General features: G+C 64.1%; 18 protein-coding genes and 1 riboswitch. Of the genes, 7 read left to right on the top strand and 11 right to left on the bottom strand.

Features of this window, described 5'->3' with window-relative positions; all coding sequences use genetic code 11:
- Window positions 1-129 precede the first annotated feature (129 nt).
- The gene (thiB, locus tag CK220_RS02265; protein WP_095809975.1) at window positions 130-1,137 is read right to left on the bottom strand and encodes a thiamine ABC transporter substrate binding subunit; all 1,008 of its coding nucleotides are present in this window, start codon (window positions 1,135-1,137) and stop codon (window positions 130-132) included.
- Window positions 1,138-1,178: 41 nt separating this feature from the next.
- A riboswitch (TPP riboswitch) is annotated at window positions 1,179-1,297 on the bottom strand.
- 141 nt (window positions 1,298-1,438) lie between these two features.
- On the opposite strand from thiB, the gene CK220_RS02260 reads away from it, so the two are divergent.
- Window positions 1,439-2,083, top strand: coding sequence for a thiamine diphosphokinase (locus tag CK220_RS02260; RefSeq protein WP_095809974.1), 645 nt, complete (start codon window positions 1,439-1,441; stop codon window positions 2,081-2,083).
- 1 nt (window position 2,084) lies between these two features.
- A complete protein-coding gene (locus tag CK220_RS02255; protein ID WP_095809973.1) occupies window positions 2,085-3,905 on the top strand; it encodes an ABC-F family ATP-binding cassette domain-containing protein in 1,821 nt (606 codons plus the stop codon).
- A 17-nt stretch (window positions 3,906-3,922) separates the two neighbouring features.
- Here CK220_RS02255 and CK220_RS02250 read toward each other — a convergent pair whose 3' ends face one another.
- Window positions 3,923-4,861 (bottom strand): homocysteine S-methyltransferase family protein, encoded by a 939-nt coding sequence (locus tag CK220_RS02250; RefSeq protein ID WP_095809972.1) that lies wholly within the window; start codon window positions 4,859-4,861, stop codon window positions 3,923-3,925.
- Between the two features lie 162 nt (window positions 4,862-5,023).
- Between CK220_RS02250 and CK220_RS02245 the strand changes: the two genes are divergently transcribed.
- Window positions 5,024-5,266, top strand: a complete 243-nt coding sequence (locus CK220_RS02245; RefSeq protein WP_095809971.1) for a type II toxin-antitoxin system CcdA family antitoxin — start codon at window positions 5,024-5,026, stop codon at window positions 5,264-5,266.
- A complete protein-coding gene (locus CK220_RS02240; protein WP_095809970.1) occupies window positions 5,266-5,568 on the top strand; it encodes a CcdB family protein in 303 nt (100 codons plus the stop codon). Before CK220_RS02245 ends, CK220_RS02240 begins: the two co-directional genes overlap by 1 nt.
- Before the next feature lie 21 nt (window positions 5,569-5,589).
- Here the strand turns inward: CK220_RS02240 and CK220_RS02235 are convergent, their stop codons facing one another.
- Window positions 5,590-7,416 carry a hypothetical protein gene (locus tag CK220_RS02235; RefSeq protein ID WP_095809969.1) on the bottom strand — a complete coding sequence of 609 codons (1,827 nt, stop codon included), beginning with the start codon at window positions 7,414-7,416 and terminating at the stop codon, window positions 5,590-5,592.
- A 71-nt stretch (window positions 7,417-7,487) separates the two neighbouring features.
- Entirely contained in the window at window positions 7,488-8,786 is a 1,299-nt protein-coding gene (locus CK220_RS02230; RefSeq protein ID WP_095809968.1) for an adenylosuccinate synthase, read from the bottom strand.
- Window positions 8,787-9,004: 218 nt separating this feature from the next.
- Between CK220_RS02230 and CK220_RS02225 the strand changes: the two genes are divergently transcribed.
- Complete coding sequence (locus CK220_RS02225; protein ID WP_095809967.1) at window positions 9,005-9,895, top strand: DMT family transporter; 891 nt, start codon at window positions 9,005-9,007, stop codon at window positions 9,893-9,895.
- Between the two features lie 41 nt (window positions 9,896-9,936).
- On the opposite strand, the gene serA is transcribed toward CK220_RS02225, so the two are convergent.
- The 5 genes from serA to glmM form a co-directional block, all read right to left on the bottom strand.
- The gene (gene serA, locus CK220_RS02220) at window positions 9,937-11,538 is read right to left on the bottom strand and encodes a phosphoglycerate dehydrogenase (protein ID WP_095809966.1); all 1,602 of its coding nucleotides are present in this window, start codon (window positions 11,536-11,538) and stop codon (window positions 9,937-9,939) included.
- A gap of 67 nt (window positions 11,539-11,605) precedes the next feature.
- Window positions 11,606-12,781, bottom strand: a complete 1,176-nt coding sequence (locus tag CK220_RS02215; RefSeq protein ID WP_095809965.1) for a phosphoserine transaminase — start codon at window positions 12,779-12,781, stop codon at window positions 11,606-11,608.
- Between the two features lie 197 nt (window positions 12,782-12,978).
- Entirely contained in the window at window positions 12,979-13,839 is an 861-nt protein-coding gene (locus CK220_RS02210; protein WP_095809964.1) for an outer membrane beta-barrel protein, read from the bottom strand.
- A gap of 209 nt (window positions 13,840-14,048) precedes the next feature.
- Window positions 14,049-14,864, bottom strand: a complete 816-nt coding sequence (locus tag CK220_RS02205; RefSeq protein WP_095809963.1) for an outer membrane protein — start codon at window positions 14,862-14,864, stop codon at window positions 14,049-14,051.
- A gap of 212 nt (window positions 14,865-15,076) precedes the next feature.
- Window positions 15,077-16,429: a phosphoglucosamine mutase gene (gene glmM, locus CK220_RS02200; RefSeq protein WP_067001816.1), complete on the bottom strand. Its 1,353-nt coding sequence runs from the start codon at window positions 16,427-16,429 to the stop codon at window positions 15,077-15,079.
- 365 nt (window positions 16,430-16,794) lie between these two features.
- Here glmM and CK220_RS02195 point away from each other — a divergent pair, with 365 nt between their 5' ends.
- Window positions 16,795-17,655 carry a hypothetical protein gene (locus CK220_RS02195; RefSeq protein WP_095809962.1) on the top strand — a complete coding sequence of 287 codons (861 nt, stop codon included), beginning with the start codon at window positions 16,795-16,797 and terminating at the stop codon, window positions 17,653-17,655.
- Window positions 17,656-17,898: 243 nt separating this feature from the next.
- On the top strand, window positions 17,899-18,357 hold the full coding sequence (locus CK220_RS02190; protein ID WP_095810265.1) for a hypothetical protein: 459 nt from the start codon (window positions 17,899-17,901) through the stop codon (window positions 18,355-18,357).
- Between the two features lie 199 nt (window positions 18,358-18,556).
- Here CK220_RS02190 and ftsH read toward each other — a convergent pair whose 3' ends face one another.
- Both ftsH and tilS read right to left on the bottom strand, forming a co-directional pair.
- Window positions 18,557-20,491, bottom strand: a complete 1,935-nt coding sequence (gene ftsH / locus CK220_RS02185; protein WP_095809961.1) for an ATP-dependent zinc metalloprotease FtsH — start codon at window positions 20,489-20,491, stop codon at window positions 18,557-18,559.
- Between the two features lie 105 nt (window positions 20,492-20,596).
- Window positions 20,597-21,988: a tRNA lysidine(34) synthetase TilS gene (gene tilS / locus CK220_RS02180; protein ID WP_095809960.1), complete on the bottom strand. Its 1,392-nt coding sequence runs from the start codon at window positions 21,986-21,988 to the stop codon at window positions 20,597-20,599.
- Window positions 21,989-22,032 lie beyond the last annotated feature (44 nt).

Here is a 22,032-nt window from a genome sequence, read left to right as displayed (position 1 = left end):
CGCTCGATCCTACAACGTCGGCGATTGGCGAAAGCCGGCGTGACGGCCAATCTCCCCCCTAGAGGGGGAGATGTCCGGCAGGACAGAGGGGGGCGCCGTAGAGCGATCATCTTCGACGAATAGCCAAACCTACTTGCTCATCGCCGCCAGCCACTCATCCACCCAGGCCTTGCGGTTGGCCGCCACCTCTTCCGGGCTGAACAGCAGGGTTTTGGTCGGCTTCACCAGCTTGTCGAAGGCCGGGTTGAGCGGCTTGTCGGTCTTGCCGGCCGGGAACATCCAGTTGGTCTCCGGGATGACGTCCTGGAACTTGGGCCCGGTCATGAAGGCTATGAATTTTTCTGCCAGCGGGTTCTTCTCGCCGGTTTTGGTGATGCCGGCGACCTCGATCTGCAGATATTCGCCCTCCTCGAAGGACGCCGCCTGATAGCGCTCGGTGTTCTCGGCCACCATGTGGTAGGCCGGCGAGGTGGTATAGGAGAGAACCATCGGCGCCTCGCCCTTGGTGAACAGACCATAGGCCTCGCTCCAGCCCGGCGTCACGGTCAGCACCTTCGGCTTCAGCTTGGCCCAGGCTTCCGGCGCCTTGTCGCCATAGACCGACTTCACCCACAGCAGCAGCCCGAGGCCCGGCGTCGAAGTGCGCGGATCCTGGATGACGATCTTGTCGGGGCCGGCACCCTCGACCAGTTCCTTCAAGCTCTTCGGCGGCGTCTTCAGCTTTTCGGTGTCGTAGACGACGGCGAAATAGCCGTAGTCGAAAGGCACGAAGGTGTCGTCTTTCCAGCCGCCGGGCACATTCAAATCGGGCACCGCGCCATGCGGCGCGAATAAGCCGCTCGCCTTGGCATCCGCGGTCAGGTTGGTATCGAGACCGAGCACGATATCGGCCTTGGTGCCGGTGCCCTCCAGCTTGACGCGGTTGAGCAATGCCACGCCGTCGGCAACCGAGACGAATTCGAGATCGCAGCCGCATTCGGCCTCGAATTCCTTCTTCACCGCGGGGCCGGGACCCCAGTCGGCGGTGAAGCTTTCGTAAGTGTAGACGGTAAGCTTGTCTTTCGCCTCGGCAGGCCCGCCTGCCAAAAGCGAAACAAGCCCGGTTGCAAGAACAAGCTTGGACAATAGCGAGCGCATCGGCGCCTCCTTCGTTCGCGTTAAGGAATTGAGGCGTCGGATGGTCCGAAACGTCTAATCCCTCCGCCGGTACAAACCGGATCAGGTTCAGCGGGTTGGCCTTCTTTTGCCTCTCAGCCGGTTCGCAAAAATTCAGCGTCCGGCACCCCGTTAGAGCGTTCCGAGACATAGGCCCGGCCGATGCGGCGCGCAAGCGGAAGTTTGCCGGGCTTCCATCATGGTTCACCGCGGTAACGAAGCGCGATTCCGTTTGGACGCGCCCGCTTCCGTTTCGTGGGCCGGGCTGGTAAGGGCGACGGCCATGGGCACATTCACCATCCTGCTTGGCGGCGATCTCGTCCGCACGCCTCGCCTCGATCGCCAGATCGAAGGCTCCCGCATCATCGCCGCCGATGCCGGTATCGGCCATGCCGATATGCTTGGCCTGTTGCCGGAGCTCTGGGTCGGAGATTTCGACTCGGTACCGGTGAACCTGCCGGAGAATCTGGCCGCCGTGCCGCGCAAGATTTTCCCTGCCGAGAAGGACATGACCGACGGCGAGCTCGCCATTGCCGAGGCGCTGGCGCGTGGCGCCACCAGCCTGGTGCTGGCCGGCGCCTTCGGCGGCAAGCGCGCCGATCATGCCTTTCTGCATTTGGCCCTAAGCGTGCGGCTGGCCGAGGCAGGCACGACCGTGCTGCTGACCAGCGGCGCGCAGGAGGGCGTGCCCATCCTGCCGGGCAAAGCCGGCTTCGACTACGCCGACGGCATGCTGTTCTCGGTGCTCGGCTTCTCCGACCTCGCCGGCCTGACGGTCTCAGGCGCCAAATGGCCGCTGGTCAGTGTCGAGGTGGCGTTCGGCTCCTCGCTCACTATATCAAATGAGGTCAAGGGCCGGCTCGAGATCGCGCTCGAGCGTGGCCGGGCGCTGCTGCTCGCCCACCCTTATCCTCTTCCCGAAAGCTGACATGGCCCCGCCTCTTCTCAATCTGGATGGCATAAAACTGACTTTTGGCGGCACGCCGCTGCTCGACGGCGCGGCACTGAGCGCCTCCGCCAGCGAGAAGATCGCGCTTGTCGGCCGCAACGGTTCAGGCAAGTCGACGCTGCTCAAGATCGTCGCGGGGCTGATCGAACCGCAGGACGGCGAAGTATTCCGCCAGCCCTCGGCAACGGTGCGCTACCTGCCGCAAATGCCCGATATGGATGGCTTCGCCAGCGTGCGCGCCTATGTCGAGGCCGGCCTCGGGCCGGCCGACGATCCGCATCGCGCCACCTATCTGATGGAGCATCTCGGCCTGACCGGCGAGGAACGGCCGAACGACCTTTCCGGCGGCGAGGCGCGCCGCGCAGCACTCGCCCGCGTCATGGCGCCGGAGCCCGATATCCTGCTCCTCGACGAGCCGACCAACCATCTCGACCTCTCGGTCATCGAATGGCTGGAAGAAGAGCTTGCCCGCACCTCCTCGGCCGTGATCCTGATCTCGCACGACCGCCGCTTTCTCGAGCGCGTCTCGCGCGCCACCGTATGGCTCGATCGCGGCCAGACTCGCCGGCTGGAGAAGGGGTTCGCGCATTTCGAGGAATGGCGCGACCAGGTGCTTGAAGAGGAAGAGCGCGAACAGCATAAGCTCGGCCGCCAGATCGTGCGCGAGGAACATTGGCTGCGCTATGGCGTGACCGCCAGGCGCAAGCGCAATATGCGCCGCCTCGGCGAGTTGCAGGCCATGCGCCAGCGTTTTCGCAGCCATCGCGGCGCCGAGGGCTCGGCGACGATGGTGGCAAGCGACGCCGCCGAATCCGGCAAGCTGGTGATCGAGGCCAAGGGCATCGAGAAGAGTTTTGGCGACCTCATCGTGGTGAAGGGTTTTTCGACCCGTATCCAGCGCGGCGACCGTGTCGGCCTTGTCGGGCCGAACGGCGCCGGCAAGACGACGCTTCTTAAGATGCTGACCGGCGAGCTGGCGCCGGATGCGGGCACAGCGCGGCTTGGCGTCAATCTGGAAATCGCAACGCTCGACCAGAAGCGCGAGGCCGTCGACCCGCAGGAGACGCTGGCGAATTACCTGACCGACGGGCGCGGCGAGAACCTTGTGGTCAATGGCGAGCAGCGTCACGTCGTCTCCTATATGAAGGATTTTCTTTTCAAGCCGGTGCAGGCGCGCACGCCGGTGCGCGAGCTTTCGGGCGGCGAGCGGGCGCGACTGCTGCTGGCCCGGGTGCTGGCTCGGCCGGCGAACCTTTTGGTGCTCGACGAGCCGACCAACGACCTCGACATGGAGACGCTCGAGCTGCTGCAGGAACTGGTCGCCGGCTTTGCCGGAACGGTGATCCTGGTCAGCCACGACCGCGATTTCCTCGACCGCACCGTCACCAGCGTGATCGCGCCGGACGGCGGCGGCCGCTGGATCGAATATGCCGGCGGCTATTCCGACATGCTGGCGCAACGCGGCGGCTCCAGGCTAGAGGACCGCAAGGCAAGGCCGAAGGCGGAAGCTGCGGATGCGATGGCGACAGCCAAAGGGGATCAGCCGGTCGCCAAAGGCCCGGCGAAGAAACTCTCGTTCAAGCAGAAATTCGCGCTGGAATCCCTGCCCAAGAAGATCGAGGCGGTGACCGCGTCGATCCAGAGGCTTGAGAACAATATCGCGGATCCGTCCTTCTACGAGCGCGATCCGGTCTCGTTCCAGAAGACCATTGCGGCGTTGGACAAGGAACGCACGACGCTGGCCGCGCTCGAGGAAGAGTGGCTGGAACTGGAGATGCTGCGCGAGGAAATGGAGGGCTAGCGCCTTTCAGCCACTCCTCACAAACAGGCCTCGCAGATCGCGGCGATATGGCGCCTGTCGGTGCCGCAGCAACCGCCAAGCACGGCGATGTGGCCGAAACGGTCGCGCATGGCGCGATAGCGCCGGCCGAGGTCGACCGGGTCGCCGGGATCGAGTTCGGTCGCCGCGTCCAGCTCGGCATGGCTTTTGGCGGAAGCGTTGGCCCGCACGCCGCGAATGCGCCTGATCCAGGCTCCCTCGCCGGCAAGGACAGCGTCAAAATGGGTCGGATGAGCGCAGTTGATCATGAAGTAGGCGGGCGCTCCGTCGGTTTCGTCATCGACGGTCTCGATCGCTTCTCTAATGCTTTCCCCGGAAGGCAAGCGCCCGTCTGTCTCGACGGTGAAGGAAATTACCGACTGCAGCCCCGCGCCCATGGCGGCGCAGGCTATTCCGGCAGCCTCCTGCGAATAGGTCATGGTAATAGCGCTGACCAGATCGGCGCCCGCATCGCGGAACGCCTTGGTCTGGTCGCCATGATACTCCTCGGCTTCGGCGGACGTCATCGCCGCATCCACCCGGTAGCCGTCACCGCGCGGCCCGACCACGCCATTCACCAGGACGGCCATGCCCCGCGCCACGTAAGGCGCCGACAGCGCCCGCGCCCATGAGACTGCCTGCCGGTTTGCGGCCGACAGCGCCTGGGTAGAGAAGCCGAGCTTTTCGCCCCAATCGGCATTGGCGCGCCATGTCGGCGTGTCGAGCACGAAGCCGACGCCGTGCTGTTCGGCGATGTCCAGATACTGGCGGAAATAGCGGGCGAGCCTCTGCCGCCCCTGCTCCTCGCCGACCAGGGGAAAAGCGGCAAAGCATGGCAGATCGAGGCCATCCAGGAAGACGAGCGACGTTTCGAGGCCGCCATCCGTCAGGAGAACGGTTTCACCCAGCTCACGAAGATCGATCTTCGTCATAGTCATCGCCACGTGCCCGGTTTCGACCTGCTGTTTACGCGGTTGTAGCGCCTGAGGGCGGCTTCATCATGTCGCCGGGAAGCGAACCCTGTAACGCGGTCGTTTCCAATGCCATCCTTGCGATCGCCGTGAATACGCATATTCTATACGCATATTGCGGAGCCCATCATGCGCAAGATAGCAGCAAACGCGGTCCGTCAGCCGGCGAATCTGTCGATCGATTCACAACTCATGAAGGAAGCAAAAGGGCTCAATGTGAACGTATCCCGCGCCGCCGAGGCCGGAATCGCCGAAGCCGTGGCTGCCGAGAAAACGCGCCTATGGAAGCTCGAAAACCGCGCCACGATGGAGTCCTGGAATGATTATGTCGAAAAGCATGGCGTTCCACTCAAGGAACATCGGCAGTTCTGATGGCGCGCTATGACGTCTTCGCTGCTGGCGGCATTGAAGGCGGCTACCTTCTCGACGTTCAGTCCGATCTGCTGGACCAGTTCGAGACACGCGTGGTCGTTCCGCTTCTGCCGCTCTCGTCAGCGCCGCCGCCAATGCGGAAGCTACACCCCGTCTTCGAAATCAACGGGCGCAAGCTGGTCATGGCCACCCATTTGATCGCGACCGTGCCGGCGAGAGAACTCGCCGAGAACAGAACCAGTCTCACGAACCATCACGACGAAATCGCCGCGGCGCTCGACATGCTGTTTCAAGGCTTCTGAACTGCTAACGACGCCTCGGCATCAACCGGACGTCTTTGCCGCCCAGGCTTTCAGCGCCTCATCGAAGACCTTCTCGCCGGGGATGCCCTTTTCCATGGTGAGCAGGGCACGGCGTCCGGTCTTGTAGACCACCGGCACGTCGATCCAGGCCTGCCCTCTGAGCAGCGTCAGGTTGGCGTCCTCGTCGGCCTTGGTGTCGTTGAGCGCGACGAGGAAGAAGCCGTCGGCGATCTTGGCCGGGATGCCGATCAGCGGGCTGCCGGCGTCCTGTTCCGAGCTCTTCATGGCGATGCGCAGGATGTTGTCGACGCCGCCGCCGTCAAACCCTTCCGGCGTCAGGAAGATCATCTCGATGATGTGGCTGGCCGGCAGCGTCTGGTCGGTGTTGCGCCGGATGGTCATGCGCAGCTGGATGTCCTTGCCGGGGATCGTCGCCTCGGCGCGGATCGCCGGCTCCGGCGGCAGGTCGCCGCCCGGCGATTCCTGCACCAGCGACCAGACGATGCTGCCGGGCTCGGCGGTGCCCTGCTGCGTGCTGGTGCGCTCCTCATAGAAGATCGCTTTCTGGCCGACTGGCACGGTCGCTTGGGCCGTCGCAGGCGCAGTACCGGAAGCGGTTGGCGTCGTCGTGCCAGCGGCAGGCGGAGTGGCCGCCGCGGCGGGAGGCGTGGTCCCGGCGGCCGGCGCAGGCGGATTGGCGGCGGCATCGGCGGGCGCCGGCGGCGTCGTCCCGGCGGAGGGAGTCGCGGCCGGCGTTTGCGCAGCCGGCGGCGTGCCGGCGGCGGGCGGGGTCGCGGCCGGAGTTTGCGCAGCCGGCGGCGCGCCAGCGGCGGGCGCAGGCGTCATCGCAGGCGCGGCTGGCGGCGGCGTGGTCAGCGCGGCGACGGATTCGCCCTCGCCGATGGTGCTCTGGCCGCCGGCGGGACCAGGATCGACTTCCTTGCCCTCGGACGTCAGGCGCTGGGTGAATTTCGCTGTTTCGGCTGGCTCATTGGCTCCAGTCGCGTTGTTGCCCGCGGCCGGCGGCGCGGCTGCCGTCTCGGCGGTCGGCTTTGTCGGAGCAGGCTTGACCAGAGGCTCGGTCGAGACGGTCTGGCTGCTGCCGCCCTTCAAGCCGAGCATAGTGCTGAACGCATCCTTGTTCAGCCAAACGCCGTAACCGCCGCCGGCCAACACCAGCAATGCGACAACGGCGGCAATCAAGCCGCCATAGCTGCGCTTGCGTGGAGCAGGCCGCAGCCGCTGGAAAGTATCGGCCGGCTGCTCGTCATTGGCAAAGACATCGCTGTCGTCGTCCGGTTCGGCGGCGTTCCTGCCGGGCAGGCCGACATCGTCCTCGCGCGGCGAGGGCATGGGCGGCGGTGCCGCGGGCACCTTGTGCCAGCCGCCGGGCTCAGTCTTCGTTGCCCCTTGCCAGCTTGGTTCCGTCTTTGATGCGCTTTGCCAGCTCGGTTCCGACTTCACCGGCGCCGGTGCGGGAGCCGTCTTCAAGGGCTCTGGTTTGGCAGGTTCGGGCTTCGCCACCAACGGCTGCCGGACGTGGCTCGGCTGGTTCTTGTTGCGGTCGATCGATGAGAAAATATGTTCCAGCTCCGCCAGCGGATCTTCCGCTGGAGCGGGCTTGGGCGCCGGAGCGGGCTTGGCATACTCCCTCTCGACGCTGGCAACGGCATCTTCGAGCGAACGTTTCTGCTTGCTGATGACGTCGGCCGACAACGGCGGAGAATAGTCCGCGAGTTTCTTCGCCAGCATCTCACGAGCATTCTCGTAAATCCGCTTGCGCAACTCGGGCGAGGGCTCGCTGTGCTTCGCAAGCTGTTTTTTCAGAACACCAACGAAATCTGCCATGCGTCAGTCGACCTGCAATTCTTTCCCGGGCCGGCCGCAAATCAGCCGTAGCCCCTGGAACGGCTGTGAAACTAGTCTTGAAACGGATCGGTCACAAGTATCGTGTCGTCCCGCTCCGGGCTGGTGGAAAGCAGCGCAACCGGGGCGCCGATCAGCTCCTCGATGTGGCGGACATATTTGACGGCTTGCGCCGGCAGATCGTTCCAGCTCCTGGCGCCGGCCGTCGTTCCCTTCCAGCCTTCGAGCGTCTCGTAGACCGGCTCGACGCGCGACTGGGCGCCTTGGCTGGCCGGCAGATAGTCGATCAACTCGCCATCGAGGCGGTAGCCGGTGCAGACCTTGATCTCGTCCAGCCCGTCGAGCACGTCGAGCTTGGTGAGCGCGATGCCCTTGATGCCGTTGACGGCCACCGCCTGGCGCACCAGCACAGCGTCGAACCAGCCGCAGCGGCGCTTGCGGCCGGTGACGACGCCGAATTCGTGGCCGCGCGTGCCGAGGAACTCGCCGACCTCGTTCTGCTGCTCGGTCGGGAACGGCCCCTCCCCGACGCGCGTCGTATAGGCCTTGGTGATGCCGAGCACATAGCCGATGGCGCCGGGGCCGGTGCCGGAGCCGGCGGCCGCTTGCCCTGCCACGGTGTTGGATGAGGTGACGAAGGGATAGGTGCCGTGGTCGATATCGAGCAGCGTGCCTTGCGCGCCCTCGAACAGGATGCGCTCGCCCGCGCGGCGCTTGTCGTCGAGCACCTTCCAGACGCGGTCCATGTAAGGCAGGATCTCGCCGGCCACCGAGGTCAGCTCCTGCATGATCGCCTCATGCGTCGCCTCGGCATGGCCGAGCCCGCGGCGCAGCGCATTGTGGTGCGTGAGCAGCCTGTCGACCTTCAAGGGAAGCGTTTCCAAATCCGCCAGATCCATCACCCGCACCGCGCGCCGGCCCACCTTGTCCTCATAAGCGGGACCGATGCCGCGGCGGGTCGTGCCAATCTTGGTTCCGGAATTCGAGGCGGCGTCCTCGCGGAACCCGTCCAGCTCCCGGTGCAGCGATAGGATAAGCGCGGTGTTTTCGGCGATTTTCAGGCGCTCGGGCGTCACCTCCACGCCCTGCTCCTTGAGCTTCTTGACTTCCGCGACGAAGGCATGCGGATCGAAGACCACGCCGTTGCCGATGATCGACAGCTTGCCCTCTCTGACCACGCCGGACGGCAAGAGCGAAAGCTTGTAGACCTTGCCGTCGACGACCAGGGTATGACCTGCATTGTGACCGCCCTGGAAGCGCACGACCACGTCGGCGCGTTCCGACAGCCAGTCGACGATCTTGCCCTTGCCTTCGTCGCCCCACTGCGAGCCGACGACCACCACATTGGCCATGTTCTTTTCCCTTGAGATGCCGCTATTGGCGGCTTGAAACGACAGGCCTCTATAGCCTCATGTGCAGGCCGATGCGACCCTTTCTTTGTCCCCGAAACCACCCAGGGCACAACAAACCAGGCACAACAAATTCCGGCTTTCGCATCATTTACTTGGCCTCGCCATCGCAATAGGCCGGCATCCTTCTTCCCTCGCGCCTGCGCGCCCCGGATCAAGCGATGCATCGAGCCGCCTATCTGTTCCTTCTCTCCACCATGCTGCTGTGGGGCGGCAATTCCGTGGCCGGCAAGCTTGCCGTCGGCCATGTATCGCCGATGACGCTGGTCTTCCTGCGCTGGGTGATGGCGGTGCTGATCTTGCTGCCGGTCGGCTGGCGGACGTTTCGCGAGGACTGGCCTGAACTTCGCCGGCATTGGCTGCTGGTCGCCGGCCTCGGCGCCTGCGGCTTCACGATCTTCAACGTCATCTTCTACACGGCGCTGAACTACACGACCGCCATCAATGTCTCGATCGAGCAGGCCGCCATACCGATCGTCATCATCCTTGCCAATTTCGTGCTGTTTAGGCTGCACGTGCACCGCCTGCAGATCGTCGGCGTCGCGCTGACCATCCTCGGGGTCGCCCTCACCGCGAGCCACGGCGACCTCGGTCAGTTGCTGAAGATCGAGCTCAATTTCGGCGACGCCATCATGCTGGTCGCGGTCCTCTGCTACAGCCTCTATTCGGTGGGGCTGCGCCTGAAGCCGGCCATCCGCTGGCAAAGCTTCATGCTGGCTCTGTCGCTCGCCGCGCTTTTGACCTCGGTGCCGTTCTTTGTTTGGGAAGTGGCGGCGGGCCGCGTCATCGTCCCGGACGCGCGCGGATGGGCGGTCGCGTTCTACACCGCGCTCGGCGCGTCCGTCGTCTCGCAGATCTTCTACATCAAGGGCAATGAGCTGATCGGCGCCAATCGCGCCGGACTGTTCATCAATCTGGTACCCATCTTCGGCACGCTGCTTTCAGTGCTGATCGTCGGCGAGCAGTTCCAATTCTATCAGGGCCTTGCGCTTGCGCTCGTGCTCGGAGGCATCGCGCTGGCCGAATACAGCGGCAGCAGGGCCGTTCTGTAGGCGAGATGCCCCGCACGCCGAAGCACGCGGGACATGAGCTTTCAGGCGGCGCCGACATCGAAGTGCAGCGGTTTGGCCGAATCGATCGATTGGTGCGCCCGCAGCTGATCGAGCACCTTTTCCGGGAAGGGTGCGTCGAGGTAGAGCAGCGCGATCGCATCGCCGCCCGGCCGGTTGCGGCCGAGCTGGAAGTTGGCGATGTTGACGCCGTTCTCGCCGCAGACGGTGCCGAGCAGGCCGATGATGCCGGGCGCGTCGGCATTGGTCGTGTAGAGCATGTGCTGGCCGACTTCGGCATCGAGGTTGATGCCCTTGATCTGGATGAAGCGCGGCTTGCCGTCCGAGAAGCAGGTGCCGGCGATCGAGCGCGTCATGTGCTCGGTCTTGACCGTGAGCTTGATATAGCCGTCGAAGACGCCCGATTTGTCGCGCTTGACCTCGGCGACGATGATGCCGCGCTCCTTCACCATGATCGGCGCCGACACCATGTTGACGTCGGAGACCTGCGGCCGGATCAGGCCGGCAAGGGTGGCACTCACCAGCGCGCGTGTGTTCATCGTCGCGGTCGAGCCGTCGAACAGGATCTCGACCTCCTTGATCGGATCTTCTGTGACCTGGCCGACAAAGGCGCCGAGCACCTCGGCCAGCTTGACGAAGGGTTTCAGTCGGGGCGCTTCCTCGGCGGTGATCGAGGGCATGTTGATGGCGTTGGAAACGGCGCCCTTGATCAGGTAATCGGCCATCTGCTCGGCCACTTGCAACGCAACATTCTCCTGCGCCTCGGTGGTCGAGGCGCCGAGATGCGGGGTTGCCACGACATTCTCCATGCCGAACAGCGGATTGTCCTCCGCCGGCTCGGCCTCGAAAACATCGACGCCGGCGCCGGCCACCTTGCCGCTCTTCAGCGCCGCGACCAGGTCGGCTTCGACGACCAGCCCACCGCGCGCGCAATTGATGATGCGCACGCCGTCCTTCATCTTGGCGATCGCGGCCGCATCGATGATGTTGCGCGTCTTGTCGGTCAGCGGCGTGTGCAAGGTGATGAAGTCGGCGCGCGCGAAAAGCTCGTCGAGTTCGACCTTCTCGACGCCGAGCTCTTCAGCGCGGCTGTCCGACAGGAACGGATCAAATGCCACGACATGCATCTTCAGGCCGACGCCGCGCGTCGCGACGATCGAGCCGATATTGCCGCAGCCGATCACGCCCAGCGTCTTGCCGGTGATCTCGACGCCCATGAAGCGGTTCTTCTCCCATTTTCCCGCATGCGTCGAGGCGTTGGCCTCCGGGATTTGGCGCGCCAGCGCAAAGATCATCGCAACGGCATGTTCGGCCGTGGTGATCGAATTGCCGAAGGGCGTGTTCATCACGATGATGCCCTTGCGGCTCGCCGCCGGAATGTCGACATTGTCGACGCCGATGCCGGCGCGGCCGACGACCTTGAGCCTGGGGGCGGCATTGATCAGCTTCTCGGTGACCTTGGTAGCCGAGCGGATGGCGAGGCCATCATAATGGCCGATCACTTCGAGAAGCTTTTCCTTGTCCTTGCCGAGATCGGGCAGGTAGTCGACCTCGATGCCGCGGTCCTTGAAGATCTGCACGGCGGTGGTTGAAAGTTTGTCCGAGACGAGAACGCGGGGCGCCATGGCGGCCTCCTTGAAGAATGGGATTGATCCGTTTGGGATCGGCGGCCCGAAGGCCGCCGCGAATGAGTCAGGCGGCCGCTTTCAGCGACGCCTTCTGCGTGGCGAAGGCCCAGTCGAGCCAGGGCAGTAGTGCTTCGAGATCGAAGGTCTCGACGGTCGCGCCGCACCAGATACGCAGGCCGGGCGGCGCATCGCGATAGGAGCCGATGTCGTAGGCGACACCTTCCTTGTCGAGCGTCGAGACGATGCCCTTGGCGAAAGCCACCTGACCATCGGCACCAAGCGCCGCCACGTCCGGATCGGTGAAGGACAGGCAAACGGAAGTATTCGAGCGCGTCGCCGGATCGACGGCCAGATGGCCGAGCCACGACGACCTGTCCACGAACCGGTCTAGCACGGCGGCGTTGGCGTTGGCGCGGGCGATCAGCGCTTCCAGGCCGCCGATCGACTTCGCCCATTGAAGCGCATCGAGGTAGTCCTCGACGCACAGCATCGACGGGGTGTTAATGGTCTCGCCCTTGAAGATGCCCTCGATCAGCTTGCCGCCCGAGGTCAGCCGGAAGATCTTCGGCAGCGGCCAGGCCGGCTTGTAGGTCTCCAGCCGCTCGACGGCGCGCGGGCTGAGGACCAGCATGCCATGCGCGCCCTCGCCGCCCAGCACCTTCTGCCAGGAGAAGGTGACGACGTCGAGTTTTTCGAAGTCGAGCCGCTGCGCGAACGCCGCCGAAGTGGCGTCGCAGATGGTGAGACCCTTGCGGTCGGTCGGAATGAAATCGCCGTTCGGCACGCGCACGCCGGAGGTGGTGCCGTTCCAGGTGAAGACCACGTCGCGGTCGAAATCGATCTGCGTCAGATCGGGCAACACGCCGTAACCGGCCTCGAACTTGCGCACGTCGGCGAGCTTGAGCTGCTTGACGACATCGGTCACCCAGCCGGAACCGAAACTTTCCCAGGCGACCATGTCGACGCCGCGCTCGCCAAGCAGCGACCACAGGGCCATCTCGACCGCGCCGGTATCGGATGCCGGCACGATGCCGATCCGGTAGCCGGCCGGAACCTTGAGGATTTCGCGCGTCAGCTCGATCGCCTGCTCGAGCTTGCCCTTGCCGATCTTGGCGCGGTGGGAGCGTCCGAGCGCGGCAGCTTTCAGCGCCTCGGCCGACCAGCCGGGGCGTTTTGCACAGGGACCTGAGGAGAAATTGGGGTTTGCCGGACGGAGTCCGGGCTTGGTAAGCGTCGTCATTGTGGTCTATCCTTCCAGATAGTGGCCCCTCGTTGGGGAGGGGTGGCCCACGGACGGCGATATGCTTTCAACCTTCCGGCGTCAAGAGCAAAGTTTTTGTCGCTGTCGGGATATTTGTCTCACGGCACCAAGCGCCGGAAACGAAAAGGAACGGCGGACCGCTCGATCCGCCGGCTGCAATTTCCGAATTCTCTCGCTCACCAAAGATCGTAGCGCAGACCGAGCTTGACCGTCTGATAGTCAATGCCCTTGCGGATATTGAAAGCGCCACCGTCATAGGCGACGTATTTCGCCGCTGGGACCGAAAAGTACTCGTAGCCGAGATCGACCGAAACATTTTTCGTGACCTGGTAGGACAGGCCTGCGCCGATTGAATAGGCCAGGTTGAACTTCGCCGCAGTATCAGTCTGCCCTTCATAGCCGGCCGGATCGTCGCAGAAAAATCCTCCGGTGCCGGCACTGTTCGTCGGAACCTCCACGCAGTCGCGCGCGCCGATGCTTCTGTAGTATTTGTTGTAAGCGAGACCGACACCGCCGCCGATATAGGGCGTGAGCCCGACATAGGTGCCCAGGTCCATATAGCCATTGGCCATGATGCTGTAGCCCTTGTTGGAGGCGTTGTCGGAAAGGTCGCAGGCCTGGCTGGTCGCGACGGAATTGATCGTTCCGAAACCGTCGTCCACAAGCGTGTGCCCGTCGCAGGTCGCTCCCAGTCTGTCATGGGCGGCGAATTTGTCGGTCGGCAGGATTCCACCGTTCAACTCGACCCGCAGGTAGTCGTTGACGTGATAGCCCATGCCGATGCTGCCGCTGAACAAGCTGGCCTCATCGCTGAAGCTGTTGAGCGGTCCCGACGAGGTTTCCTCATGCTTGAACGGGTGGCTGAAAGCGTAGCCGACGTCGCCGCGAAGGTACCATCCGGAGCCCACCTCGACCGGCTGATAGTCCGGCGCCTGGTCGACATAGATCGGCGGATCGTAGTCGGCCGACACCGCCTGTGTCGCCGGCGTCAGCACGATTGCTGCGAGCGCCAGTGCGATACGCGATTTTGAAGTCATGGTCCCCGGCTCCTGAGATTGGCACCAGTCGCAAACGCGAGCACAGCTGCCGTTTCAGGAGCATTGTTAACCATAGTGGTTAAGTGCCGGTTAAGGATAACAGGCGGTTACCGATTTGATTTCGATGCGATTTTACCGGCCAACGGGCCAAAAGAAAACCGCCCGGCGGGCGCCGGGGCGGTTGGTAACTTTCAGGATCTTCGAAGCGACTACTTGGTGTAGATTGGCTCCGGCTCCGGCTGGTAAGCCACCGGTGTGGTGCACCCGTTGTTGCCGCCGAACTGGTAGCGCAGACCGCCACGCACCTCATGCGTGTTGATGCCGTGGTCGAACCCCGGCCCGGAACTGGTCGAATCGAACTCGAACATGCGCCCGCCTTGGATATGAGTGAAGCGGTAGCCCGCGTCGAGGATCAGCCTGTCGGTCAGGCAGTAGGAAGCGCCGGCCATGAGCGCGTAGGCGAAGCGCCAGTTGGATGAGCCAGGGTTGGTTTCGGGGGTGTTCGGATCGTGGACCGTGTCCCACTTGACGTGCGCGCCACCGATGCCGGCGCCGACGTAAGGCGTGATGCCGTGATAGGTGCCGATGTCGACATAGGCATTGGCCAACAGCAGCAGCGCGCTCATCCTCGACACCTCGGTTGATGTCGTGACGAGGTCCGAGGTCTGGCCGTTGAAGTCCGACTTGAACCAATAGTCGGCCGTCAGATCGGTACGGAAGTAATCGTTGATCTTGTAGCCGACGCCGCCGCCGAGCGAGAAGCCGCCCTTCAGCTTGCCGAAATCGAAGTCGTTGGTACCGGGCGGTGGGCCGTATGTAATGTAGTCGATACCGCGCAAAGTCGACTTGTGGTAGTCGATGTCGCCGCGAATATACCAGCCGCCGAGGTCGATCGGCTGAGCCTCGACCACCGGCGGTGGAGCTTCCTCCACCGGTGGTGGTTCCCCGAGGTCGGCCGCGAGGGCCGGTCCGGCCACTCCCGCCAACAGCGCGGCAAACAGTGCCATTCTTGCTGTATCGAACATGCTGTCACCCCTAAGAAGCCTCGGGACGACCTCGCCCGAAGATGAACCTCGGCGTGGATAATGAATTGCAAAGGTTAAAAGCCGTTTAACCGTACCGATTAACCACGAATCTCTACAATTTTAGAGGGTATGTCGTTGTCTGGGGTGTTGGGTGCGAAAAAGCCCGCCTGGCGGCGGGCTTGCAGAGGCGATTGGCCGGTTTGCGGCGGCGATCAGGCGGCGCTGCGGGTATCCGAGATGATGCCGACGATCTCGTTGACGACTGCCTCGACCAGCTGCGGATCGTCGCCTTCGGCCATGACGCGGATCAGCGGCTCGGTGCCGGACGGCCGGATAACCAGACGGCCGGCCTTGCCCAGGCGGTTGCGCCCTTCCTCGATGGCTGCCTTGACCGGCGCCTCCTCCAGCGGCTTGCCGCCGGAGATGCGGACGTTCTTCAGAAGCTGAGGCACCGGCTCGAACTTCTTCGACAGCTCGCTGACCGGCCGGTTCTGCCGCTTGATGCAGGCCAGCACCTGCAGCGCCGAAACCAGGCCGTCGCCGGTGGTCGAGAAATCGGACAGCACGATATGGCCGGATTGCTCCCCGCCGACATTGAGGCCGTGCGCGCGCATGTGCTCGACGACATAGCGGTCGCCGACCTTGGTGCGGTGCAGCTGCAGCTTCATGTCGCCGAGGAAACGCTCGAGACCGAGATTGGACATCACTGTCGAGACGACGCCGCCGCCGGCCAGCCGCCCGCTCTGGTGCCAGGACTCGGCGATCAGCGCCATGATCTGGTCGCCGTCGACGATGGCGCCGTTCTCGTCGACGATGACGACACGGTCGGCGTCGCCGTCGAGCGCGATCCCGATATCGGCGCGCACCTCATGCACCTTTTTCTGCAGGCCCGCAGGATGAGTCGAGCCGCACTCCTTGTTGATGTTGAAGCCGTTCGGCTCGACATTGATGGCGACCACCTCGGCGCCGAGCTCCCACAGCGCCTCCGGCGCCACCTTGTAGGAGGCGCCGTTCGCGCAATCGACGACGATCCGAAGCCCGGAAAGCGACATCGAGCGCGGCAGCGTGCGCTTGGCGAATTCGATATAGCGGTCGTGGACGCCGTCGACGCGCTTGGCGCGCCCCAGTCCGTCGGAATCGGCAAGCGACAACTCGATGTCCTTGTCGAGCATGCCTTCGATGCGCTCCTCGATCTCGTCGGAGAGCTTGTAGCCGTCGGGGCCGAACAGCTTGATGCCGTTGTCGTAATAGGGGTTATGCGAGGCCGAGATCATCACCCCGATGTCGGCGCGCAGCGAGCGCACCAGCATGGCGACCGCCGGTGTCGGAATCGGTCCGAGCAGGAACACGTCCATGCCGGCGGCGCACAGCCCCGACACCATCGCGTTCTCGATCATGTAGCCGGAAAGCCGCGTGTCCTTGCCGAGCACGACACGGTGCCGATGGTTGCCGCGCTGGAAGGAAAGGCCGGCGGCCATGCCCACTCGCATGGCGACCTCGGCCGTCATGGGAAACTTGTTGGCCCGTCCGCGGATGCCGTCGGTGCCGAAATACTGCCCTGCCATACCTGCCAAATCCCCGTCGGTTTCAGCCGCCCGTATTGCCACAATTGGGCCGCACCCGATGATCACGTTTCGTGATTATATATTACCGTTCCTTAGAAAATCATTGTCGCAGGCGGGTCAAGTGATTCGGCAGCCGTCACGACCTCTCGTTGTAGTGGCAATATAGAAGCCGAGACAGCTTTTCCGCCCGACACGCTTGAGAAAAACCTTATTCGCTCGCAATGAGCGCAAGCATTTTATCACCATTGTCGGCAGGAACACACTTTGTGAGGGCATCCGCACGGGAAGCATCTGGCGCAGCCCGAAGTTGAGAGCTATTGATTTGGCATAGGGACCATTTGGCGGCAGCAAGGGAGAAAAACGCCATGCTTATTCATAGACTTGCAACATTGACGGGCATCGCCGTCGCAACCCTGTTCCTGGCGGCGCCGGCCAACGCGCTGACCATGGCCGAGTGCAGCACCAAGTACAACGCGGCCAAGGACGCCGGAACACTCAATGGCCAGACATGGAACCAGTTCCGCAAGGCCCAGTGCGGCAGCGACGCTTCCGCCGCGACCGACACCAAGGCGACCGACACCAAGGCGACGACTGAGACCAAGGCTGCGACCGAAACCAAGGCCGCTGACACCAAGAAGGCAAAGACGGCAGCTGCCTCCGACGACACTGCCAAGGGCCTGACCGCAAAGGAATGCAGCACCAAGTATCAGGCCGCGAAGGCCGCCGGCACGCTGAACGGCATGAAGTGGAACGATTTCCGCAAGGCTGAATGCGGCCCCGGCGCCACCGCCGCTGCGACCGGCGCCAAACCTGCCACCACCAAGACTTCCACCGTTGCCGGCGGTTCGGCCAAGGGCCTGACCATGGCCGAATGCAGCACCAAGTACCAGGCGGCCAAGACCGCCAACAAGCTGAACGGCATGAAGTGGAACGATTTCCGCAAGACCGAATGCGGCGTCGGCGACGACGACGAGACCGTGCCCGCTCCGACCGAGGCGACTTTCACGAAGGAGCCGGCAAAGCCCAGCGTCGCTGCGCCGAAGGGCGTGACCTTCCCGACCGCCATCTCGCCGAAATTCGCCAACGAGACCCCGGCCAAGGCCCGCATGCATACCTGCCTCGAGCAGTACTATGCCAACAAGGATGCCAACACGCTGAACGGCCTGAAGTGGATCCAGAAGGGCGGCGGCTTTTACAGCCTGTGCAACGCCAAGCTGAAGAGCTGATCACTTCTCAATATTTCCCGGACAAGGGCCCGCGCATCGCAAGATGCGCGGGCTTTTTGTTGCGGGCGAAGACGCCCGCGGCCTTGCTCGCATCTGCATATCGCGGACTGTCGGCATCATCGATTCGCCCACACACTGCTCGCCGCCAGACCTATCGGCAGTTTGCAAAGATTCTGATTGAACATATGGGGAACAAACAGTATACAAAAAGACGTCGAGGTTACTATCAATCAGGAGGGTCTTATGTTCAATTTGAAATTGGCGGCGTTGGCTGTCACGGCACTGGTCGCTTGGAGCACCACGCCTGCGAGCGCACTGACGATGAGGGAATGCGGCGAGACCTATCGGGCAGCCAAGGAAGGCGGCACTCTGAACGGCATGGACTGGGCCGCTTACCGCAAGGAGAAATGCGCGACGTCCGCCGCGGAGAGTGTCAGCGCGGATGCGGTCAAAACGGCGGAGCCAGCAGAAAAGGACACCAGCGCGGCGGTCGCCCCTACTGTAGCGCCGGCGGGCGTGACATTCCCGACCACCCTCGCCGCCGAGTTCAAGACCGAAAAGCCCGCGAAGGCCCGGATGAAGACTTGCCTGCAGGGTTACCACGACAACAAGAACGCGGGTACGTTGAACGGCCTTCGCTGGATCCAGAAGGGCGGCGGCTACTACAGCCTCTGCAATGCGCGGCTGAAAGCTGAATCATAAAAATCGAATGCGCGGATAAAGCGGTTCATCGCTTTTCCCGCAGACGTTGAGCCATCATCCTCGGGAGTGTCCGAGGATCTGCCGTCGGGCGATATCTGGACGCCGGGACGAGGGAAGCCTTGCCTTGTCTCCAATTCCCAAACAAAAACGCCGCGGACCAAGCCGCGGCGTTTCTCGATCGGTCTTTCGCGCACCAACCTCAGCTTGACGGCTGCGGCTCCATGCCGCCTTCGGGTTCGGGGCCCTTCTTGCGGCGGCCGCCGGTGCCGGCCTTCGGCACGGCCGAGCCGCGGCTGGGCGGCGTGTCGTCGCCAAGGTCGCGGGCGGGCTTGTGGCCGGCGATCAGCTGCTTGATCTCGTCGCCGGTCAGCGTCTCGTATTCGAGCAGCCCTTCGGCCAGCGCGATCCAGTCCTTCTTCTTCTTGGTGAGGATGGCCTTGGCCGTCGAGTAGGCGTCGTCGATCAGACGGCGCACCTCGGCGTCGATGATCTGTGCGGTCTCTTCCGAGATGTTCTGGGTGCGCGCCACCGAATGGCCTAGGAAGACCTCTTCCTGGTTGTCGCCATAGGCGACATGGCCGAGCTTGTCGGAGAAGCCCCAGCGCGTGACCATGGCGCGCGCGAGCTTGGTCGCCTGCTCGATGTCGGAGGAGGCGCCGGAAGTGATGTTCTCCTTGCCGAACTTGAACTCCTCGGCGACGCGGCCGCCCATCATGATCGCGAGCCGCGAGATCATGTATTTGTAGCTCATCGAATAGCGGTCGCCTTCCGGCAGCTGCATGACCATGCCGAGCGCGCGGCCGCGCGGAATGATGGTCGCCTTGTGCAGCGGATCGGCCGTCGGCACGTTGAGCGCCAGGATGGCATGGCCGGCCTCGTGATAGGCGGTCAGCTCCTTCTCGGCCTGCGTCATCGCCGACGAGCGGCGCTCGGCGCCCATCATGATCTTGTCCTTGGCGTCCTCGAACTCGGCCATGGTGACGAGCCGCTTGTTGCGGCGCGCCGCCATCAGCGCGGATTCGTTGACCAGGTTCATCAGGTCGGCGCCGGAGAAGCCCGGCGTGCCGCGCGCGATGACCTTGAGGTCGACATTGGGCGCCAGCGGCACGTTGCGCACATGCACCTTGAGGATCTTCTCGCGGCCGACGATGTCGGGGTTCGGCACCACCACCTGGCGGTCGAAACGGCCGGGCCTGAGCAGCGCCGGGTCGAGCACGTCGGGCCGGTTGGTGGCGGCGATCAGGATGATGCTTTCGTTGGACTCGAAGCCGTCCATCTCGACCAGCAGCTGGTTCAGCGTCTGCTCGCGCTCGTCATTGCCGCCGCCGAGGCCGGCGCCGCGATGGCGGCCGACCGCGTCGATTTCGTCGATGAATATGATGCAGGGCGCGTTCTTCTTGGCCTGGTCGAACATGTCGCGCACGCGGCTTGCGCCGACGCCGACGAACATCTCGACGAAATCCGAGCCGGAGATGGTGAAGAACGGCACGTTGGCCTCGCCTGCGACGGAGCGGGCGAGCAGCGTCTTGCCGGTTCCGGGAGGGCCGACCAGCAGCACGCCGCGCGGGATCTTGCCGCCGAGCCGCTGGAACTTCTGCGGATCGCGCAGGAACTCGACGATCTCCTCCAGGTCCTCCTTGGCCTCGTCGACGCCGGCGACGTCCTGGAAGGTGACGCGGCCATGCGCCTCGGTGAGCAACTTCGCCTTCGACTTGCCGAAGCCCATGGCGCGGCCGGAGCCGGACTGCATCTGGCGCATGAAGAATATCCACACACCGAGGATCAGGATCATCGGCAGCCACGAGATCAGATAGCCGAACAGCGAGTTCGAACCGTCGGTTTCAGGCCGCGCATTGATGGTGACGTTCTTGTCCTGCAGCCTGGAGACCAGCGACGGATCGCCAGGCGAATAGGTCTGGAAGCCGTTGGCGTTGTCCGTGTAGTTGCCCGAGATACGGGCGCCGGCGATCGTCACGCTCTTGACCCGGCCGGAAGAGACATCCTGCAGGAACTGCGAATAGGCAATCTCGCTCGAAGCGCCGCGCGTCTGCGGCGTCTGGAAAAGATTGAACAGGGCGATGAGCAGGACCGCTATGATCGCCCAGAGCGCGAGGTTGCGATAATTCGGATTCATCTATTGTCCTGTTGGTGTCCGCGCGCGGACCCACGATGGTGATGGAGGCTTGGGCCTAACATAGGGAGAGCGCCTCCCCTTGCCAAGCATAACAGCGCGCCTCGGTTAAGCTTTCGCCCATGCTCCGTCGCGATCATGGCCGCTAAAAGGCGACGGCGGCAACGGCGGCGCGCCGATCAGCGCGGCGACGGCGGCAGCGGGCCGGAGATCGAAGGACGGCAGGAAGCGGGCGAAAGGCGACACCGCAGGAACGATTGCCGTCGCCGGCGGCGCGGCATCACGGCCAGCGAAATCAAGGCGTTCGCCGCCCTGCCACAGCGCGGGTTCAGCGGCCAGCGCCTTGCGCAGCAAGCTCGCCGGAACGTCGCCTTTCGCGGTAAATCGTTTAGCGGCGGCGGGGCCTGCTGGCGCGATCACCAACCCGCTCGGCCTGTCGCTCAATGTGATCCTGCGCCGACCGTCCCAAAGGACCTGCTCCTCCGCCGGAACCGCGGGCAGATTGCGGCCCTCGCGGTGAAGGAAGATGCCGGCGCGGCGCGCTTCGACCACCGTCCGCGACAATGTGGCGCAAAGCGTCCCGGACCGCAGACGCACGAACAACGCTCGGCAACGCGCCTCGTCGACGAGGAACGGGACGCCCCCGACCGTGGCGAGCAGGATGCGAAATGCATAGACGGCGGCTTCGCTGTCTTCACCATTGACGAAATCGCCATCGAGGCGGACGAGCCCCGAGGCCGGCTGGCTAGCGAAGGCACCGATCAGCGCCGCCGCGCGCCGGCCGAGGCTCTCGCGCTCGGCGGCCGCCTGTCCGGCCTTCGCGATTGCTTCCATGAAGCGCGCTTCTCCGTCCCCGCCCGTGAGCGAGATGCGCAGGCGCGGCCGCTCGAAGCGCCGGTCGACATTGGTCGGATCCTCGGTCCAGCCGATGCCGCGCCGCTTCAGCATCTCGCGCAATGCCGCGCGGCGCGTGCCGAGCAGGGGCCGGGCGATCCATACCCGCCAATCGTAGAGCGTCGCGGGTGCCATGCCGGCGAGACCGCGGCCGTCGCGTGGATCCTCGTCGCGGGCCTCCGCTTCACGAGCTTGCCGCATCAGCACTGTCTCGGCCTGATCATCGGCGGTATGGCCGGTCACCACCGCGCGGATGCCTTCCGCTTCGGCCGCCTCGGCCAGCAGCCGATAGCGCGCCTCGCGCGCGGCGGCCGGCAAGCCCGTCGACGGCTTGCGGCCGGACCAGACGAGCGTGCGATGCGCGATGCCGTGCTCGGCGCAGAGCCGAGCCACGGCCTGCGCTTCAGCTGCCGAGCTTGGTCTGAGGTCATGATCGATTGTTACCGCAAGCAGCCTTGCCGCGGGCAGGGTTCGGTCGAGGTGGCGCTTGAGGAGTATGAGAAGGGCGGTCGAGTCGCTGCCGCCGGACACGGCCGCAACGGCGCCGTGGGAGAAGTCGAAATCTTGGAAAAGGCGATCCGAAAGGTCAGTCTCGGTATCGAACATCACTGCACGTCGTCCAAAAGCGGGCCCGGTTCTGGGACAACGAC

The organism is Mesorhizobium sp. WSM3860, from assembly GCF_002294995.1.
Taxonomy (GTDB): Bacteria; Pseudomonadota; Alphaproteobacteria; order Rhizobiales; family Rhizobiaceae; genus Mesorhizobium.
Note: the sequence above shows the minus strand (reverse complement) of the source record. Positions and strands in the feature narration are given on the sequence as shown.

Bases quoted from the DNA above. Each gene is read 5' to 3' on its own strand.
- serA (WP_095809966.1), bottom strand. From the start codon at position 11,538: ATGGCGCCCCGCGTTCTCGTCTCGGACAAACTTTCAACCACCGCCGTG.
- glmM (WP_067001816.1), bottom strand. From the start codon at position 16,429: ATGGCAGGGCAGTATTTCGGCACCGACGGCATCCGCGGACGGGCCAAC.
- CK220_RS02210 (WP_095809964.1), bottom strand. From the start codon at position 13,839: ATGACTTCAAAATCGCGTATCGCACTGGCGCTCGCAGCAATCGTGCTG.
- CK220_RS02255 (WP_095809973.1), top strand. From the start codon at position 2,085: ATGGCCCCGCCTCTTCTCAATCTGGATGGCATAAAACTGACTTTTGGC.
- CK220_RS02245 (WP_095809971.1), top strand. From the start codon at position 5,024: ATGCGCAAGATAGCAGCAAACGCGGTCCGTCAGCCGGCGAATCTGTCG.
- CK220_RS02195 (WP_095809962.1), top strand. From the start codon at position 16,795: ATGCTTATTCATAGACTTGCAACATTGACGGGCATCGCCGTCGCAACC.
- CK220_RS02215 (WP_095809965.1), bottom strand. From the start codon at position 12,781: ATGACGACGCTTACCAAGCCCGGACTCCGTCCGGCAAACCCCAATTTC.
- CK220_RS02260 (WP_095809974.1), top strand. From the start codon at position 1,439: ATGGGCACATTCACCATCCTGCTTGGCGGCGATCTCGTCCGCACGCCT.
- ftsH (WP_095809961.1), bottom strand. From the start codon at position 20,491: ATGAATCCGAATTATCGCAACCTCGCGCTCTGGGCGATCATAGCGGTC.
- CK220_RS02235 (WP_095809969.1), bottom strand. From the start codon at position 7,416: ATGGCAGATTTCGTTGGTGTTCTGAAAAAACAGCTTGCGAAGCACAGC.
- CK220_RS02250 (WP_095809972.1), bottom strand. From the start codon at position 4,861: ATGACTATGACGAAGATCGATCTTCGTGAGCTGGGTGAAACCGTTCTC.
- CK220_RS02230 (WP_095809968.1), bottom strand. From the start codon at position 8,786: ATGGCCAATGTGGTGGTCGTCGGCTCGCAGTGGGGCGACGAAGGCAAG.
- CK220_RS02225 (WP_095809967.1), top strand. From the start codon at position 9,005: ATGCATCGAGCCGCCTATCTGTTCCTTCTCTCCACCATGCTGCTGTGG.
- CK220_RS02205 (WP_095809963.1), bottom strand. From the start codon at position 14,864: ATGTTCGATACAGCAAGAATGGCACTGTTTGCCGCGCTGTTGGCGGGA.
- CK220_RS02190 (WP_095810265.1), top strand. From the start codon at position 17,899: ATGTTCAATTTGAAATTGGCGGCGTTGGCTGTCACGGCACTGGTCGCT.
- thiB (WP_095809975.1), bottom strand. From the start codon at position 1,137: ATGCGCTCGCTATTGTCCAAGCTTGTTCTTGCAACCGGGCTTGTTTCG.
- CK220_RS02240 (WP_095809970.1), top strand. From the start codon at position 5,266: ATGGCGCGCTATGACGTCTTCGCTGCTGGCGGCATTGAAGGCGGCTAC.
- tilS (WP_095809960.1), bottom strand. From the start codon at position 21,988: ATGTTCGATACCGAGACTGACCTTTCGGATCGCCTTTTCCAAGATTTC.